This window comes from Cellvibrio sp. ATLC23, from assembly GCF_057196725.1.
Genome location: NZ_JBXUOS010000003.1, coordinates 319,468 through 337,644 on the forward strand (window position 1 = coordinate 319,468; position 18,177 = coordinate 337,644).

Sequence of the window (18,177 nt, forward strand, 5' to 3'; positions counted from 1 at the left end):
TATTTATGAATCCTACTAATCATATAAATTAAACGATCTGCAAAAAAAACTGCAATCTGCATTGCAGTTTTTTACGCATGCGTAAAATTTATTTTTTCATCAGCGTATTAATATTTTCATTAAATGCCTTGATGATAGCGATAGTCGATGTGTCTGTATCAAACACACCGTACATACCCTGTTCTTCTTGTGGTGGATCGCCCATAAAGTCATCGCCTTCCTGCCACCAATAATTGCTACGTGTAGTGCGACCTGCACCATTCCACGCCCAAAAATTATAGCCCGCACTTGCTTCACCTTTTTGCATATTCGCCAATATAAGTGCAAAGACTTCGCGGTAATATTTATCGCGATATTCAGTAGTAGAATTAATGCTGTACGCACCCATATCGCGATCCAAACCAAATTCTTCCAATACAATCGGTTTATTGAGTGATTGTGCGATAGCGATATGTGCGGCCATATAATCCTGCGCCTTTTGCCAAGCTGATGGCCATGTCTCTGCCGGTTTGGTTTTATCAAACCAACTCCAGTTTCGAATCCACATATGGTAGGTCACATAGTCGATATCAGATAATGCGTGAGCGCGCGTAAATAATTCCGCATCATTAGCCGAGCCCATTTCACCTTCACTACCGGTGCTGACCAAGTGATGGGGATCGAGGCTTTTGATAAAGGCAGCGGTGCCATTAATCCAATCCAGATAAACTTGTTTTTCTGCAGCAGTGGTTTTTGAATTTCCTGGACGCGGCTCATTTGCCAGCTGCCAGGACATAATGGTGGCGTCATCCAGATAGGCTTTACCGTTTATGGTGTTAACACGGGTGATAATTTTTTTTATGGTTTTGCGATATTCCTGCTGCGCTTTTTCGCTTTGGTAAAAGCTGGCAGATTTCGCCATAAACGCTTCCCACTCATTGGTGACATTTGGATCTTGCACTGGCTGCCCGTCAATCCAACTCATGTATTGGGTCATCCCGCCCGACCACTGCCAAAAGTTATTGAAATACAACACCACTGTCATATCGCGTTTGGCCAGTTCAACCAATAAATAATCCAAACCTTGCAATAGACTTTCATCGTAATTGCCAAAGCCATTAGTGGTTGCGGGTTTTACTGCGGAGTTAATCTCACTTTTTTCCGACACAGCCAATACACGTAAATTATTCACGCCAATGGATTTGAGCTTATCCAATTCTTGCGCAAGGCGTGCGCGATCGCCAACCTTGCCCGGGGAACCCAAATAAGCGGCATACCACATATTGGTGCCGGCGACAAAATAAGGTTTGCCATTTTTTTTAAACTGAACACCGGAGACTTGCACAAAATCCTGCGCAGCTGGCGAAGTTTTTTGGTTCGCACACGCAAGCAACAATAAACTCGCTGTAAGTGCGGCCAACAATGTGATTATTTTTTTCATCGAAAAATTCCCCAATCTGAAACCTATTATTGTTGCGACTACACCATTTTTTGCAGATAGCGCATCGCCTCCATCATGGCGCGACCATTGTGATAAGGGCATTTCCAAAAGCCTACTTTATAGTAAGGATCGAGATTCTGATTTTGTAATTGCGACAACCAAAACCATTCGCCCTGCTGATGATCAATTTGATAAGCCTTGATAAATTGCCATACATTTTGTGCTGCGCGATAAAATTGCGCATCGCCGCTAGTGGTGTAGGCGTAAAGAAAACCAACCAAGGCTTCCGCCTGCACCCACCAGACGGCATCCGCATTAGTGCGACCTGTAGCAAAGTCGTAGGAGTCAATCACCTGCCCTTCTGCACCAATCGCTTCATCAACCGTTACCTGCGCAATGCGAATTAAGGTTGGTGTCAATTTAGCGGTGTAAGCATCATCACCTAAAGATTCCAGCGCTTTGGCAATTAACCAACTGGCTTCGATGTCGTGACCATAGGTATAACCCGGCGAAAAATCGTTCCACTGCAGATCCATAAACATGCGCAGGTGGTGCGTAGTTCTATCGATCATATATTTATCAAACATCTCAATATTGTATTTAAGCGCAGCGTTGACTTCAGGTTCAGGGCACACCTGATACAGCGTGGTATAGGCTTCAAGGATATGCAGATGGGTATTTTGCGATTTGGGATAATTTAAATCTTTATCGCTAAGGCGCAAATCCTCAATCAGCCCCCAGTCGCGGGTGAACGCTTCAAGATAGCCTTCGTGCACGCGATCAATTGCGTATTGCTCCACCAGAGTGAAACATTCCAATGCACGAGCGAGCGCTTGTGCATTGCCGGTGAGCTGGTAGTAAGCGCAGAGCGCATAAATAGTAAATGCCTGAGCATAGACTTGTTTTTTAGCATTGATGGGAGCTGCAGCCGCATCCAGTTCCCAATACACTCCACCGTGTTCGCCATCGAAGAAATTCGAAATAACATAATCATAGGCGCGCGTTGCGCAGGCGCGATAATCGGGATTATCTACCTCCTGCGCAACTTCGCTAAAAAACCACAAAATACGCGCATTTAAAATAATCCCTTTGCTCGCATTTTTAACCGGTTTATTGTGCGCATCAATTTCGCCGTAAAAACCACCTAGCTCATGGTCAACCGTATGCGCCGCCCACCAATCCGCAATAGCGATTAATTCAGCGCGAAATTCTTGTTGCAGCGGCATAAAACGCGGCGGAATACTGGCAACCTTCATGGGTTACACCAACTCCTTTAATACTTGTAAATTTGCGCTGATCAATTCATTGCGCACCGCAACCGACGCCGCTGAGCGCAAACCGTCTTCCGGGGTATTTTTGCAATAATCAATTAATTTCTCGACCGTAGATGTCGCCACATGCATACGTGTGTCTGATGAGGCGTAATAAATAAATACTTCATTTTTTTCATTGGCAATCCAACCATTGGAAAAAGCCACATTGGAAACATCGCCCACCCGCTCAGCGCCATGGGGTGCAATAAAGTGACCCGCCGGACGATGGGTGACTACCCATGGGCGCTCCAATTCAGTCATGAACATGTAGAGCACGTAACGCAAACCAGCAGCGGTATTGCGCACGCCGTGGGCCAAATTCAACCAGCCTTCGGCGGTTTTGATCGGCGCCGGCCCCTGACCGTTCTTAACTTCTTTGATGGTGTGGTAGACCTTGCCATCCACAATCACTTCCGCTTTTACTTCAGCGCGGGTCATATCATCCACCAACCCCCAACCGATACCACCGCCCGCACCGACACTGATAAATCCATCTTGCGGACGAGTGAACAAACCGTATTTGCCATCGATAAATTCAGGGTGCAAAACCACATTGCGCTGCTGACCGGAATAGGTAATTAAATCCGGCAAACGCTCCCAGTTAATTAAATCTTTGGTGCGCGCTATACCGCATTGCGCTTCAGCCGCAGAGGTATCCTCAGGGCGGTTTAAATCTTTGCGCTCGGTGCAAAATAAACCGTAGATATATCCATCTTCATGCTGGGTTAAACGCATATCGTAAACATTGGTGTCGGGGCGATCAGTCTCCGGCAGGGTGATGGGGTAATCCCAAAAGCGGAAATTGTCGATACCGTTCGGGCTTTCAGCAATTGCAAAAAAAGATTTGCGATCCACACCTTCAACGCGTACTGCCAAAATATATTTGCCATTCCACAGCATGGCTCCCGAATTAAACGCGGCATTAATTCCCTGACGCTCCATTAAATACGGATTGGTTTTTTCGTTGAGGTCGTAGCGCCAAAAGATAGGGGCATGTTCTGCGGTGAGAATCGGGTTTTCATAACAATCGTAAATACCATTACCCTGAGCCTTCACAGAATTTTTTTTGCTGACCAATGCTTCATGTTGCTGCAGCAGCATTTTTGCTTTTTCTTTAAAACTACTCATATTTAAAATACTCCAATGAGTTTTGTTGTATGTCTGTTGATGTGCGTTTCATCGCACATCGGATCAAAATCGTAATCGATTACACTTATAGTTAAACTTTTTCACTGCAGCCCAAGCCGCAGCACAAAATAACTATCAGGCCTTAGTTAATAAATGTTCGTCATTGGTGCCTTTAAGCACGTCTGCCGGAGTATCTGCTGGATAGTCTTCCAGTTTTTTGTACCAGTTAAACCAGAGGAAAATACTAGTAACTGCAGCAACTGCCATCGCCACAATAAATTCTTGCCAGTGTTGGATCACCATAAAAATTGGCGCCGCGGTAAGCGAGGTTTGCCACACAACTCCAACAACTACGTTAATTGCATCGCGTGAAAAATTTTTGTTGCGACTTACACTCGGATAATCTTTTTGCACCTCGGCAAGCACCGGCGCCCAAAAGCCCCAAGGGCGAACTTTAAGATAGAACTTTTTCAGCACCGCCATATCATCGGGCTGGGTGAAAATAGACCCGAGCACACAGGCCAATACGCACGCAACAAACATAAATGGAAATGCTTTGATGGGTGAAATGTCGGTAAAAATTAGCGGGAAAGCAATCGCAAAGCCGGTCATCATGCCCCAGAAATAACCAAATCCGTTGAAGCGCCACCAATACCATTTAAGCAAGTTTGCTGCGGTGTAACCGCCATAGAGCGCACTCACAATCCATCCGATAATTTGATTCAGGCTGGGAATAAAAAACCCAATCGCCACACCAAAAATCACAAACAAAACCGAGACGAGATAACTCATCTTCACATAGGTTTTTGCTTCAGCGTTGGGGTTGATGTAGCGCTTGTAGATATCGTTAATCACATAGGCTGGTGCAGCGTTGACGGTGGCAGCGAAGGTGGACATAAACGCAGCGAGCAAACCAGCAATTAATAAACCTAACAAACCGCTCGGTAAAATATCGCCTGCCAATACCATCGGCAGAATTTGCTCGAAATCAATGTCTTTACCCATGCCATTGAGCTGCGGCATAAATAAACCGATTGCGAGCACCGCGAGCCCGGTAATCAGCATGTAGCGCGGAAAGAGTAAAACCAGCGAAACAAAACCGCTCATTTTGGCTGACTCTTTAGGAGTTTTTGCCGACAGCACGCGCTGCATATCGTAAGTTGGTTGCGGCCCGGCAAGGCTTTGCAATACACCTTTAAACAGCACCAACATAAAAAAGATCGCAAACGGCGAGTAGCCGTCGGCAATAATTTTGTCATTGGCTGCCGCCAACTGCGCCGACCAATCCAGATCCAATTTACCGCCCAGCCACAACTGGCTCCAATCACTTGGCACCAAGCTCGCTATCAACTCCGGCGATATACGCTGCATTGCAATAATGCCCACCGCGATACAGGCAATTGTCATAATGATGAACTGCAAAACCTCGGTAAACACCACACTGAACATACCGCCCTTCACCACATACACGGTGGTGATGAGTGTGATAATCAAGCCGTAGTACACATCGTTCAGATGGGAATCGGACGATAATTCCCAAGGCATAAATACCGCAGCAAATTTACCAATGCCGATAAATCCGTACGCAATAAAACCAATCACATTAACCAGTGCAAACACCACCACAATCATGTGTGATAAACGCGCACCCTTACCTTCACCAAAACGAAAAGTAATCCACTCAGCGCCGGTCATTACGCCGGAGCGACGCAACCAAGTCGCGAGAAAAATCATCAGAAAAATTTGGTTAAATACCGGCCACAGCCAAGGGATGTAAACGCTGCTAACGCCATAAACAAACAGCAAATACACCATCCACATGGTGCCGGAAATATCGAACATGCCCGAGGCGTTGGATAACCCGAGCTGCCACCAGGAAAGTTTATTGCCACCAAGGAAATAACTTTTAATGTCTTTTGACGCGCGACTGGAAATCCAGAAACCCACCACCAAGGTTGCCAAAACATAAACAAGGATGATGGCGATATCCAACAAAGGAAGACTCATAAACAAATTCCGAAATTATTATGTGGATCGTCACTTCATAATTGAAGATTAAGTGTGATCGCGTTTCTTATCTGACCCCCTACATCCGTGCAACACCTCGCTAGCACCAGACCAGCGAAAGAGACTCAGGGTGAAGCAGCAACCTTCAATGTAGCAGCAAGCCTAAAGAGGCCTAGCGGACCATAAGCACTGGCACTGCAGACTAATGTAACCGTTTACATCTTATTTTTCTAGTCTCTTTCGTCCAGCTGTAGTAAATTTTCGGGCAAATAAGTAAATCACCGATAAGTTCAACCTCAATTCACCCCCATATCGGCTCCTAAAGGTCGTTTTTATGTCCAATATTCGCGATGTTGCTCGCTTGGCAGGCGTATCTGTTGCAACTGTTTCACGAGCCCTGAGCAACCCCGAAAAAGTCTCTGATGAAAGTCTGGAAAAGGTACATAACGCTATCGCCCAAGTGGGCTATCGCCCCAATATGCTGGCACGCAATTTCCGCTCCGCGCGCGCCTATGCCGTAGTGGTATTGGTACCGGATATTGCCAACCCCTTTTACTCCCTGTTTATCCGCGCACTGGAAGACCGAGCGCAACAAAAAGGCTATGCGGTGCTACTGGGCGACACGCGCGGCACTCCAGAGCGCGAAATGGACTACATCCGCCGGGTGGAAACACGGTTGGCTGATGGCATAGTGCAGCTGCGCCCCAGCTCGGAGAAAAGCCAGAACAACATTCCGCCCGATATCCCCTGCGTCAACGCCTGCGGCTGCGAATACACCACCGGCCCCGCGATTCGTATCGACAACCGCGCCGCTGCCAAAACCATGGTGAATTACCTGCTCAGCCTCGGCCACAAGCGCATTGGCGTGATCTCTGGCCTGAAAGACAACCCTCACGCCATCGACCGCCTTGAAGGCTACAAAGAAGCACTGGCAGAGGCTGGCATTCCGTTTGAAAAAGATTTGATTGCCGAAGGCGATTTCACCATGTGGTCTGGCCTTAACGCCGCATTCCAGTTCTGCAATATGAAAGTGCGCCCCACCGCGATATTTTCCATGAATGATGAAATGGCCATTGGCGCCATGCAGACATTAAAAAATCAAGGCATTCGCATCCCGGAAGATATGTCGGTCACCGGCTTTGACGATATCGCCTACTCCAAATACTCCGACCCAAGCCTAACCACCATTTCACAACCGGCAGAAGAGATGGGCAAAATGGCGATGGATATGTTGCTGAAAGTCATCGAAGGCGAACCACTCAGCCAACGCGAGTGCGTATTGCCAACGGAATTTATTATTCGAAAAAGCACTGGGCCAGCGCCGGGAAAAAAGTAGTTTTACCTTACAAAAAAATCGCAATAAAAAAGCGCGCCGCGAGTTTATGGCGGCCCGCTTTTTTATTTTTAAAAATATTTTATTTGTTCGCAGCTAATTCAAAATGATCAATTAGTTCCATCGCCGCCACAATTAAGTGGTAGAGCGTACTGGCAGGAGCTACATCAACCACTATCTCATCATTAGCGCCGCGCTGATCAACATAAGAACCCGGTGTTGATGCGCAGAGATAATAGGTAAATAAATCATCCACACCTTTCACTGCGATCGCTTCTGCATCTGGATTTCCTTCACGGATCTGCACCAAACTCGCTTTGATTAATTCGGTGATGCCCCAGCAGCGTTTGTTGGAATCAATCACTGCTCCGGTATAACTCACCGCATCAAACAACAAGCCGGATTTATCCATGCCGATTTCCAAGCCGCGTGCATAAAGCACTTTGGTATATTGCGCAACTGGCCGACCGGTGCGGCGGTGATACCAATCGAGCAGCCATACCCATTCCATCATGTGGCCAGGCTCAACTGTATCGCCTTTGGCGTTGGGCAGACGCTTCCAGTTATCGTCAAAGAACTCAAACAATACGCCATGCCCTGCATCGAAAAAATGTGACTGAAACAGAGCAAATAATTCGCCGACCCGCGCGAGATATTTAGCATTGTTGGTTGCATCGTACAATGCGAGAAACGCTTCAAATAAATGCATGTGCGGATTCTGGCGGCGACAGGTGTAGTCGTAATCACCTTCAATCCAACCGCCGACAGCCGAACCAAAACGCGCATCCAAATGGGCAATTAATTTGTCAGCCTCTTGCAGATAAGATTCGTCGTCAAACGCGCGATAACACCATGCATTGGCAAGCAAAAAGAAGGCGTGATCGTAGAGGTCTTGCTTTGTATCAGCTACCACAAAATCTTTATTCAGCAGATGGGTATAACCGCCACCCGCCGTTGGATGAGCAGCCACTTTTTGCACAAACGCGAGTAAATTTTTGGCAACATTTTTGCCCTCGGGGCACCAGCCGCGATGATAGGCAGCAGCAAAGAAAAATGCCTGACGCGCCTGCACCCGCACACGGGTACTAGATTCCAGATCGGGCAGGCCCGCTGGGGTTAAACGCTCGTAATTAGCGTTGGTGTTAGGTTCTATGCCGCGCGCCAACCAAAGTGGCAGGGCATCCTGTTTGATCCAGTGTTCGAGGCGACTGGCCGCCGCACGCAATGCTTGTGTCATAGAGATTCCCAATTCGCAGCGCCGCCCCTGGCGAGAAAAATAATGATCGGATTGATTGCGGCTGATATAGCAGAGGCATTTTGCGGGAGGATTACACCAGGCGCAAATAAAAAAACCCCGGCGAACCGGGGTGAAAAAACACAACAGCGGGCTATGGCTTAACAATTCATCACTTTCAACTACCGGCAATCCTGGAGTACCGCTAATCGTTAAAATACGATCAGCTGTAATCGATTACCAGCAACCAACTAAGAATTAAAAGGCCTTAGCGGACTGTATTATCCTTATAAATGTAACCGGTTTCAATTCTTGCAGCAAATTTATCTAAAAATGATTCGCACTGGCAGATAAAACAGAGAAGAAATAAAACCCCCCGATCACTCGGGGGTTATGGGAGGCGGGACTATTGCGGTAAGAAATCGAAGGTTTGGTTGAGCGTGGTGCGCGCCACATTGGACGCGGGGAAGGTGATTAGCCGAATGCGCTGCAATATTTTGCCTTCTAACTCTTTATCACCCAATTCGCTGGAAACCAAACTGGCTTCAACGATTTTGCCATTGGGGTCGATAACTATCTTGACCACCATTTTGCCTTCCAGCGCCGCGTTCTGGCGCAAGGCGCGATTGTAAATTGAATAGATGGCACCCTTGTGCTGCTCCATCACTTTACGGATTTCCTCTTCGCTACGCGCTGCACCGCCTGCGCCATTGCTATTACCAGCAGTTGCCTGACCCGATTTTTTAGTACCCTCCGCCAAGCCACTGGAGACTTTGGTGGTCTCGCGCCCGGAAAGCGCTACACCGCCGGTATCGCGGCTTAACGCGGCAGTATTAATACCACCACTGGCCTTCTTGGCACCACTAGTGATCATCGCCCGGTCGATTTGCGCCGCTTCACCGGTGCTATTGGTTACAGTGGTGGCTGCAGTTTCCACTGCGGAGGTTTGCATCATTTCACGCATTTCTGCTAGGTCGTCTTTGAACTGCATAACACCGCTGTTCTCCGCTTGCTCACGGGCTTTTTCCAGTGTGGGCTTAGGCGGTGCCTTAACTGGCTCTTTCGGCTTTTCTACCGGTTTCGGCTCTGGTTTTTTATCCTCTGGTTTGGGCTCCGGTTTCTTTTCTTCCGGCTTGGGCGGTTCAATCGGTTTGGGTGGTGGCAACTCTTTTTTCTCCAGCACCACACGCGCCAACTGCGGCGGCAATTTTTCTTTTTCCGCCCGCGCAATTTCCGGCAAATTAACGATGGTGACCACAGCACTCATCACTAACATTACCGCTAAAAAAATCAGCAGAATTTTAGTGAAACGTTTGTCGTCATCAATCGATGAACTCCAGGGAAGCTCGAGATTAGGCATCACAATACTCGCCATATCAGCCACCTCCCGCATGGACGCTAACTTCTTTTTGCGTCACTGCCAATGAGATAGCGCGATATTCTGCCGCTGCACAAGTTGCCATTACCTTTTTCAACAGCGCGTAGGGCAAGGTCTGGTCAGCCATAATCGTTATCGGGCGACCGGTAATTTGATCAGCTTCTTTTAAAGGCCCGGCTTTTTGCGCCTGATATTTTAATTCGGCTTCCAGCGGAAGAAATTTATCATCAGTACTGGCCATTAACTCGGTAAGTTTTCCCACACTGCGGCCACCGACTACTACATCGGTTGCACTAACAACGACCAGCAAATTATTTTCGGGCACTTGCTCCGAAACCGAAGCGGGTAGTTTGATGCTTTTATCCGCTTGCAACACTTCTACATCACCGGAGTTAACCAGCAGGAAAAAAACCAGAATGGTAAAAATATCCATGAGCGAAACCAGATTCACTTTGGATGCTTGATTCAAGCGACGGTGGTGTTTGGCCATACGCTTGGCGCGGAGGGATTGTTTCATTGGTCACCTCCTGCTGTGGGTGCCAATGCACCGGTTGACTCGCCTGGTGGTGGCGCATCACCCAAGGCAATTTCCGGAAACAATTCCGCATCGACAACAGAGGCAGCCACTACCGCTTTAAATGAACGCGCGGTATCCATAGTGCTGACCAGTGTTTGATAGTCAGTTTCTTTTTCCGAGAGGATATAAATATCTTTTTTCTCTATGCCTTTGTTTTCTAACAGACGCTTGGTTTCTTGTAAAACAGTCGCTAGCAGTGAGTAGTCGTATTCACCGGCGGGAGTTTTTTCAATCCATTTAAGTTTAATCCCGGCTGGGTAATTTACTTCAAATTTGTCTGCGCGAATAATCAACTCTAATTGCTGAGGCGGCTCCTCTGTAGGGGGAACACTGGAATCGGCCATATCGGGCAGTTTTAAATCCAGCACAGTGGTGCGCGCAAGCACCATGCTCATCAACAATACCGGCACCAATATGATCATTAGATTCATAAAGGAGGTAATGTCGAGGTCAGCATCCTCTTTAAATCGGCGTTTAATACGCATAGGTAAATCCTATTCGTTAACTTGGCTATGCAGGGTATAAAAAGCGCTTATTGCGCAGCCTGTGGTTTTGCACCTGTGTCCTGCGTGCGTGTGCGCGGTACATCTTGCACATGGGAAATCATATTCAGGCATTTCACGCCGGCCATTTCCAAGCTATCGATAATTTCAGTGGTTTTACTTTGCAACATGGAGTGAATTAACAGCAGCGGAATAGCAGCGATCAAACCAAATGCCGTGGTATTCATCGCTACCGCAATAGATGACGAGAGCAGCGCGGCTTTTTCGGCCGGGTCAGCACTGGCAACTGCAGTAAAGGCTTGAATCAAACCAATGATGGTTCCGAGCAGCCCCAACAGCGTTGAAATATTGGCGAGTGTGGCGAGATAAGCTGTGCGTTTTTCCAGACGCGGCATAGCTTCCATTACACCTTCTTCCATCGCCAACTCAATATCGTCGCGGCGCGGTGATTGCGCCATGCGTGCAATACCTGCAGCGATAATTCGGGCGATAGGTGCATTAATACTTTTACCCAAGTTCACCACACCGTTGTAATCCTTTTTTTGCAGCAGCGGCAGAATGCGATTAAAGGCCTGGCGGTTTGCACTCTTCGCATTCGACAACACCAACCAGCGCTCGACCGCAATCGCCAAACCAATTACCAACACCACAGCGATGGGGTACATAAAGGTGCCGCCATCTTGAAAAAAACGAATCAAAGTATCCATAACCTTATTAACCTCGAAGAAAGAAAATCGTCACAATAATTATTAAAAACTGGCTTAAAAAATAGGTTTAACAAATGCTAATCATCCGCCTGATCCAGCTCGCCAGCGGCTTCCAAACTGCGCTGCATTTCGTCGCGCTCGACATGGCCGAACACGGCATCTTCCTGACTGCTTAACATCTCCATTTCCAGCTCCGGACTCAGCGGCGACTGCCAGGGCAAAATATACATTACCCGGGGCTGCTCCTGATTACCCGTCACTGTGGTTTGCAAATTGATATTGGCAGAACCAATCATTTTTCTATCGCTTGTGTTTTTATTGCTCGCAGCAGAAACACTTTGATCAGATACTGCCGCGGCCGTACCAATTTCCGCTGGCGTTTCTGGCGCTTGCGCATGTGCATCTAGGGTTGCTATGCACAAAAAGATTATGAATAAACACTTATTCATCACTCACGTCCTCTGCTGGGGTCTCGGTGGTAGTTGGCCCTGCCGCTTTAGGTTTTGGCGAAACACCCAAGCGCCGCTGCAAATCGGCAATCCAACTGGTAGCCTGCTTATCTTCACCGCCACGCAACTGTAAATAAGCTTCGTAATGCGGCAATGCCTCTGCACTTTTCCCCATATACAAGTCGTAAAGAATCGCGATATTTTTATGGCTCTCGGGATGAAATGGCCACAAGCTCAAGGCTTTTTTATAACTGAGTTCAGCTTCAGAAAAGTTACCTGCTTCACGCTGTAATATCGCCAATTGATTGTAGGCATCCAGGTTGGTGTGATTCGCGGTGATTGCATCATTAAAGGCTTGCGCTGCACGCTTGTCTTCTTTTTGCGCGCGATACACCAAACCCAAATTAAGATAGGCGCCGGATAATTTATTATTTTCCGCAATCACTTTTTGCAACAGCGATTCTGCCAGCGCCCATTGTTTGTTGCGCATAGCGCGGGTGGCGTCGGTGAAATTCTGTTGCGCCTGTCGGCTCACTGAAGGCTTGTTTTGTAAATAGGGATTGGGAGTTGCAGGCCCAGCAGGCAATATTGATGTGCCTGCCGCGAGTGGCGCGGCAGAATCGTCACGGGTTGTTTTGGTTTTTTTACTGGACCCGGATGAGCAGCCAATCAATAGCGACATTAATGTCATTAGCAATAAACTGGCGATGAGCTTAGTGAATCTCATTGCTCACCTCCAGACGTGCTTCCGGTTTGTTGTAGCGCGCGGGCAGGAGTTTGGCGAGCGCATCAAAACTGCGTTTTACGCCCGCATCATAAGTGCCCTTCCAGCTGCGCTGAACATTCACTTCGTGAATTGCAATGGCTTTTTCTTCAAACGGATAGGCCTGCTCTTCCAATAAAATTTCGTACTGCTCTAAGGCCAACTCATCCAATTCTTTGGGCCGCTGCGAATTCATTAAATCACGACTGAGTTGCGCATAGATTTCACCAATTTTAAAACTTGCGTTGGTGGTAAATTCACTCACGCCAAACGCCAAAATTTGCTCTTGGGCTTTAAGCGCTTTTTCCAGTGCGGCGCGTTTGCGCTGCAGGCTATTTTTAAGCGGAAGGGTTAATTGGATGCGAGTAAATTCATCGTAAGCGGGCTGCGCCAATTCAGTTTGGGCGCTTGCCGCCAACCAAGCTGAGCGATCGGTTTTGGCACTGCCTGCGCGGTTGTGAGTGTTGATAATATTTTGCAGCCAATACAGACGTTTTTCTTTATCGCCCGCTGCACCATACAATTCGGTTAATTTAAATTGCGCTTCAAGATTGTTCGCCAATGGCCGCGGATATTCTGTGGCGTAGCGGCGATACTGTTCAATCGACTGGGCGCGCCTACCGGATTTTTCATACAGCTCTGCCCCCATGTACAAGGATTGGCGCTTTACATCCGGATCGGTGCTAGTGCGCTCCATTACGACCAATTCATCGGCAGCCAATTGCCATTTATTTTGGTTTTGATAAATCAACACCATCTTGGCTGGCAAGGTAGATGACAATGAATGATCAGGGTATTTTTTGCGGAAACCTAAATACACATTCTCCGCCTGCCCCCACTTTTCTTGTTCAATCAAATAGACACCGGCATCGTACTGGGCTTTGGCGGCAATCTCGGTATCGGGTGTGACCTGGGTAATCCGCAACAATTGTGTGATAGCGGAATCCTTATCGCCGAATTCCAAACTCGCTTCCGCCTGTCGATAAATACTCGCAGCGATGCGTTCGCGCACTTGTTGCGCACTGGGTGCACCGGGGGCTTTGCCGTAAGCAGACAATAAATTTAATACTTGCACATATGCCTGTTCGGCAGCGGCGTATTCTTTGGTTTCAAAACGGCTGTGACCTAATATCAACCAACTGGAAAATAATAATTTACCTTCCGCAGCTGGCTGCCATTCAATCACCCGTTCCGCCACCATTTTTGCATCGACAAACCGATTTTGCTGCAACAAATCATTTGCTGCTTCGGCGAGCACAACCACTGCGCGCGGATCTGTGTGATACACATCGGCGAAATTTAACGCGTTTTGAATTTTGCGATTCTGCCACTCTTGCAGGCGAGTGTCGGGCAAGCTGCGCGCCGATTGAATTAACTGCTGCGGTAATAAAATCGCCGCATAACCCGCATCGGCGCCGCGCAGTTTATCCATATAGCCATAGGCGACTTGCTCGTAGGCATCCATCGCCGCCGGTAAGTTACCCGCTTCATTGAGGCATTCAGCGAGTAGAAAAGTCATTTCAGCCACTTGTGCATCTTTGGCAAAGGTCTGCACAAATTCGCGATACCATTTTGCCGCGCGCGCAAATGCAGCCGTGGCTTCGCTATTATTTTTTGCTTTGAAACTTTGCGCCTGCGCGTGCTCAAACTGCGCCAACTCTTGCAAAGATTGATGTAAATAAGCGAGGGCGTTATCGCCAATGGCACCTTGGCGCTGCGTCCAATAATTGCTGCTAATGCCGTAGCGCTCTACAAAATCTTGTTTCGCAGGCAGGATCAAACTGGGGAAATCTCCTTCTCGATACACATCGATCACTTTAATACTAAAACTGGGCGCAAAATCGGAATTGGCATTGTGCTGTACATAGTGTTGATAGGTTTCAGCGCTATCGGTAAAGCGTTTTTGATCCAGATACAATTGCCCCAATTGTTGATAGAGCAAGTATTCGTATGCGCGCCCGCCGCCCAATTGGGTTTGCAAATCACTAATGGATTTAGCGCCTTCCAGATAGGAGAGCGACAGCGCCATTACGCGCAAGGTGTCTTTCACCAAATTGGCTTTAGACGCGCCGATTTCCGCCAGCGCGGCATCGACATCTTTTGCGTTAGTCGCATGACCAATTAATTGGTCGAGCACGCCAGCAAATGAATTGAGTGCAAGATCGTAATCGCTGCGTTTAAATTGCGCCCAGCCTTTCATATAGAGCGCATTTTGTTGCAGCTCCGGGTTACTTCCTTTTACCACTGCATCGTAATTGCGCTCAGCGGCAGCGTAGTCGCCATCGGCAAAAGATTTTTCTGCGCGGCGAAATTGTGTTTCCGCCATAAATTTGGAATTTGGATTGGTATCTGCTAGCTGATCCAGCACGACTGCGGCCTCGTCATTGCGACCGTCGAGCGACATAGCTTTAGCCAATTTATAGCGCAGTTGATCAGCGGCTATACCTTGCACTGGCTGCGCACTTTCACTCTGCATTTTCAACAGCTCGCGATACATGGCAACTGGCTTGTCGTAAAAACGCCGCATATCCGTTGCATCTAATTGGGCTTTTTCACTGCGCGCCATTTCCAAATCCGCAAGACGCACCATAATTTGTTGGCGCAGCGCTGGGTCTTCTGCCACAGACAATGCACGCTGGTAACTTTCTTCGATGCGCGCCATATCCAACACTGCAACTTTTGCTTTGGCATCGGGCATTTTTGCGGCGGGTAAATCGGCTAGGGTTTTACCGCGTCCATCATCACCTAAGCCCATCATGCTGCAACCTTGCAATTGCAGTGCGACGCTCACTGCCAGCGCGATAAGCGCGGGTTTGATTGTTAAAAAGTTAAGGCGCTTCATTCAGGCTGCCTCCTTAACTCGGCATCGTATAACCGCGCTACTGCGAGGTGCGCTTGCGCGAGATAATTATTTAACCGTTTTTCATGTGTCGCTAATTGCCCATCCACCTGGTGCCGCAAAATTCTGCTTTGTTGTGCAACCAATTGATCGGTAGAAGACAATTGCGCATTCACTTCTTTTTGCAACACCAGTAAACGCGCTAAAGTGGGCTGAATATCCATACTGGTTAAACTAATCTCTTCAATGTTCTGGCGAACCTTGGCGATCTGCGCAAGGGTCTCATCAATCGTGTTTAATTCTGCTTGCTGGGCTGCAAGTTTTGCGGGATAGGCTTGCGCCGCGCGCCACAATAGAATTCCGCCAAACATTTTTATACGGGTTTCCAGTTCGCGTGTATCCTGCCCAGCCGCTTTCATACGTGCGATGGTGTGCTGCCCACGCTCGATACGAGCGTAGAGTGCTTGTGTTTCTTCATCGGCCAATGCCATGTAGTTTTCGCTGCTACTAATTTGCGCCAACTGCTGCGCCAATCGATCGCGCTCTGCGCGTAACGTTTGTTCTTGTTGTGCAACAGTATTTTGCGCAATTTGTTGCTCCTGACGGCTGCGTGCCGCTTGTTTTTGTAAGAGCAACTCGCTGTAGGCATCGAGCTTGGGCAGCCAGTTTTGCAATAGGGTTTGCACCCGCAACAGATCGCGCAAATCCAGCACTGCTGTTTGAAAGGTGTTTTTCGCAAACAATTCATTGAGATAAGCGGAGCGGGTTTTGATAATACTGGTGCCATCTAACTTCAGCCAATTTTGCCCGTCGTCGGTAACAACCGCAGTAAGTGCGCCATAGTCCGGCGAATTGCTGCGCAAAATTGTTTTTGCCTCTTCCGCAGGGAGCGGCTCACTGCCAATCAAGGTGAGTAATTCACCTTCGGTGAGGGTTGCGCGCATATCGCGGATTAATTGCAATTCACGCGTTAATAACTCTTCTGCAGTTTGATAGGCATTAACCGCCTCACCCTCTGCACCTAATTTTTCATAGGCGTAGGGTAAGGCCAGCAGCGATTCCTGTACGGCGGGATACATCAAACTGCGCGTGCGCAATAATTGCCAAGGCTTGAGCGCAACATCATATTCTTCTTGCGCAACCGCAGCCCAACCGTAACCCAGTAGCGCTTGATTGGCAAATACACCGTTGAGGCGAACTTTGGTGAACTCACGAATTGCGGCTGCGTATTTTTTTTCTGCGAGGTAGGAGTAACCAATGGCGGTGTAAGCTTTGTCTTGCAGCGCCCACTGCTCTTTGCGGCGCACTGGGTTATCTGTGATGTCTATATCGCTCAGCTCGCTAAAAAATTGTTGCGCGCTGGCGAAATTTCCCTCGCGTGCGTGAGCCGCGCCCAGGTTGTAGAAAGTATATGGGCTCCAGGAACGCAATTCATCGGCGTCAATATTTTTCAGCGTTAGATCAGCGTAATTGTTATTGCGGATGCGGATATTGATTTGCAGCGCCTGCATTTGTGCGCGTAACGCAGGTTTAAATTCATTGCTGACACGCGCAAAACTTTGCTCAGCTGCATTCCAATCGCCACGGGTGTAATAGAGTTTGCCAAGATAAAACCAAGCGGCATCACGCACGGATTGTGGGCGGCTCTCGTCTTGCAAAATCTCCTGGAATACATTTTCTGCATGATTTTGCATACCGAACGCGAGGCTTACACCGCCAGCAATTAGTTCCGGATTATCGCCATGCCCCTGAATTCCGTCGCGGGTATCGGCAACCATTAACTCGGCAAGCGCCGCCATGTAATCTTGCTGATAGTAATGATAGAGCGCTACGCCGTAGCGTAAATCGGCTACAGAGGTTTTTGGTTTTTCTTTTGCTGCTACAGGCGCGGTGATAATCGCTACTGTTAACAGTAGAAAAAAGCGCAGACTAGCCAGCGGCAAGCGCATTACATCTGCCATTGTTTGATTTCAAAAACAGGCTGCAATTGCGCGGTGGAATCGACAATGCGCAGTTCCAACACCACCGGCTCCTGATTTTTGTTAATCACAAGCTTAGCGCCGCGTTTGTAATCCTGCTGCGGGCCACGCCCGGTAAAAAATGCGCTGATTTCATGCTCACCGGCTTTTAAATTGCCGATATACAAACGCTGCACACCACCGCGAAACAGCGCTTTGGTTTGTTTTTCGGTGTATAGCTCGCTGGCGACCAGTTTGTTATTGATCTCCAGTTTGATTGCGTCCAGCGCAAAATAATTGCCGAGATCCATCGACACATAAACGGCAACCTGACTGCTCGCTGGATAGAGCAGCTCCTCTTCCAGAATTAACAAATCGCGGTTAAGAGTCAGCACTGACTCTTTCAGAGATTCCACTTGAGTTGCACTTTGGGCGGGCACGTCTGCTTGTGCAAATACAACAGAACAACATAGCAGGGGAATCAACATTACCAGATGAAACCACTGGCGCAGGGGATGGATCATGCTCTCTCTCCGATTTCTGAGTGGACGACTCTCGTTATAAACAG

At 48.1% G+C, this 18,177-nt stretch carries 15 protein-coding genes; 1 reads left to right on the forward strand and 14 read right to left on the reverse strand.

Annotated elements, in window-relative coordinates:
• Positions 1 to 88 precede the first annotated feature (88 nt).
• From AC2CG4_RS06985 to AC2CG4_RS07000, 4 genes are all read right to left on the reverse strand, one after another.
• A complete protein-coding gene (locus tag AC2CG4_RS06985; protein ID WP_484485562.1) occupies positions 89 to 1,420 on the reverse strand; it encodes a glycoside hydrolase 5 family protein in 1,332 nt (443 codons plus the stop codon).
• A gap of 38 nt (positions 1,421 to 1,458) precedes the next feature.
• Positions 1,459 to 2,676 carry an AGE family epimerase/isomerase gene (locus AC2CG4_RS06990; protein ID WP_484485563.1) on the reverse strand — a complete coding sequence of 406 codons (1,218 nt, stop codon included), beginning with the start codon at positions 2,674 to 2,676 and terminating at the stop codon, positions 1,459 to 1,461.
• A gap of 3 nt (positions 2,677 to 2,679) precedes the next feature.
• The gene (gene mgp130 / locus AC2CG4_RS06995) at positions 2,680 to 3,861 is read right to left on the reverse strand and encodes a 4-O-beta-d-mannosyl-d-glucose phosphorylase Mgp130 (protein ID WP_484485564.1); all 1,182 of its coding nucleotides are present in this window, start codon (positions 3,859 to 3,861) and stop codon (positions 2,680 to 2,682) included.
• Between the two features lie 135 nt (positions 3,862 to 3,996).
• Entirely contained in the window at positions 3,997 to 5,868 is a 1,872-nt protein-coding gene (locus AC2CG4_RS07000; protein WP_484485565.1) for a sodium:solute symporter family protein, read from the reverse strand.
• Between the two features lie 334 nt (positions 5,869 to 6,202).
• Here AC2CG4_RS07000 and AC2CG4_RS07005 point away from each other — a divergent pair, with 334 nt between their 5' ends.
• Positions 6,203 to 7,204: a LacI family DNA-binding transcriptional regulator gene (locus AC2CG4_RS07005; RefSeq protein ID WP_484485566.1), complete on the forward strand. Its 1,002-nt coding sequence runs from the start codon at positions 6,203 to 6,205 to the stop codon at positions 7,202 to 7,204.
• A 79-nt stretch (positions 7,205 to 7,283) separates the two neighbouring features.
• On the opposite strand, the gene AC2CG4_RS07010 is transcribed toward AC2CG4_RS07005, so the two are convergent.
• From AC2CG4_RS07010 to AC2CG4_RS07055, 10 genes are all read right to left on the reverse strand, one after another.
• Entirely contained in the window at positions 7,284 to 8,438 is a 1,155-nt protein-coding gene (locus tag AC2CG4_RS07010; RefSeq protein WP_484485567.1) for an AGE family epimerase/isomerase, read from the reverse strand.
• 403 nt (positions 8,439 to 8,841) lie between these two features.
• On the reverse strand, positions 8,842 to 9,810 hold the full coding sequence (locus AC2CG4_RS07015) for an AgmX/PglI C-terminal domain-containing protein (RefSeq protein WP_062062621.1): 969 nt from the start codon (positions 9,808 to 9,810) through the stop codon (positions 8,842 to 8,844).
• Between the two features lies 1 nt (position 9,811).
• On the reverse strand, positions 9,812 to 10,330 hold the full coding sequence (locus AC2CG4_RS07020) for an ExbD/TolR family protein (protein ID WP_484485568.1): 519 nt from the start codon (positions 10,328 to 10,330) through the stop codon (positions 9,812 to 9,814).
• A complete protein-coding gene (locus AC2CG4_RS07025) occupies positions 10,327 to 10,875 on the reverse strand; it encodes an ExbD/TolR family protein (RefSeq protein WP_484485569.1) in 549 nt (182 codons plus the stop codon). Before AC2CG4_RS07025 ends, AC2CG4_RS07020 begins: the two co-directional genes overlap by 4 nt.
• A gap of 47 nt (positions 10,876 to 10,922) precedes the next feature.
• Positions 10,923 to 11,600, reverse strand: coding sequence for a MotA/TolQ/ExbB proton channel family protein (locus AC2CG4_RS07030; protein ID WP_062062638.1), 678 nt, complete (start codon positions 11,598 to 11,600; stop codon positions 10,923 to 10,925).
• A gap of 77 nt (positions 11,601 to 11,677) precedes the next feature.
• Positions 11,678 to 12,049 (reverse strand): hypothetical protein, encoded by a 372-nt coding sequence (locus tag AC2CG4_RS07035; RefSeq protein ID WP_484485570.1) that lies wholly within the window; start codon positions 12,047 to 12,049, stop codon positions 11,678 to 11,680.
• Positions 12,042 to 12,776, reverse strand: coding sequence for a tetratricopeptide repeat protein (locus tag AC2CG4_RS07040; RefSeq protein ID WP_484485571.1), 735 nt, complete (start codon positions 12,774 to 12,776; stop codon positions 12,042 to 12,044). The genes AC2CG4_RS07035 and AC2CG4_RS07040 overlap by 8 nt, the downstream gene beginning before the upstream one ends.
• Complete coding sequence (locus AC2CG4_RS07045; protein WP_484485572.1) at positions 12,763 to 15,654, reverse strand: tetratricopeptide repeat protein; 2,892 nt, start codon at positions 15,652 to 15,654, stop codon at positions 12,763 to 12,765. Before AC2CG4_RS07045 ends, AC2CG4_RS07040 begins: the two co-directional genes overlap by 14 nt.
• Positions 15,651 to 17,612: a hypothetical protein gene (locus AC2CG4_RS07050; RefSeq protein ID WP_484485573.1), complete on the reverse strand. Its 1,962-nt coding sequence runs from the start codon at positions 17,610 to 17,612 to the stop codon at positions 15,651 to 15,653. The genes AC2CG4_RS07045 and AC2CG4_RS07050 overlap by 4 nt, the downstream gene beginning before the upstream one ends.
• Positions 17,600 to 18,097: an AraC family transcriptional regulator gene (locus tag AC2CG4_RS07055; protein ID WP_484485708.1), complete on the reverse strand. Its 498-nt coding sequence runs from the start codon at positions 18,095 to 18,097 to the stop codon at positions 17,600 to 17,602. Before AC2CG4_RS07055 ends, AC2CG4_RS07050 begins: the two co-directional genes overlap by 13 nt.
• Positions 18,098 to 18,177 lie beyond the last annotated feature (80 nt).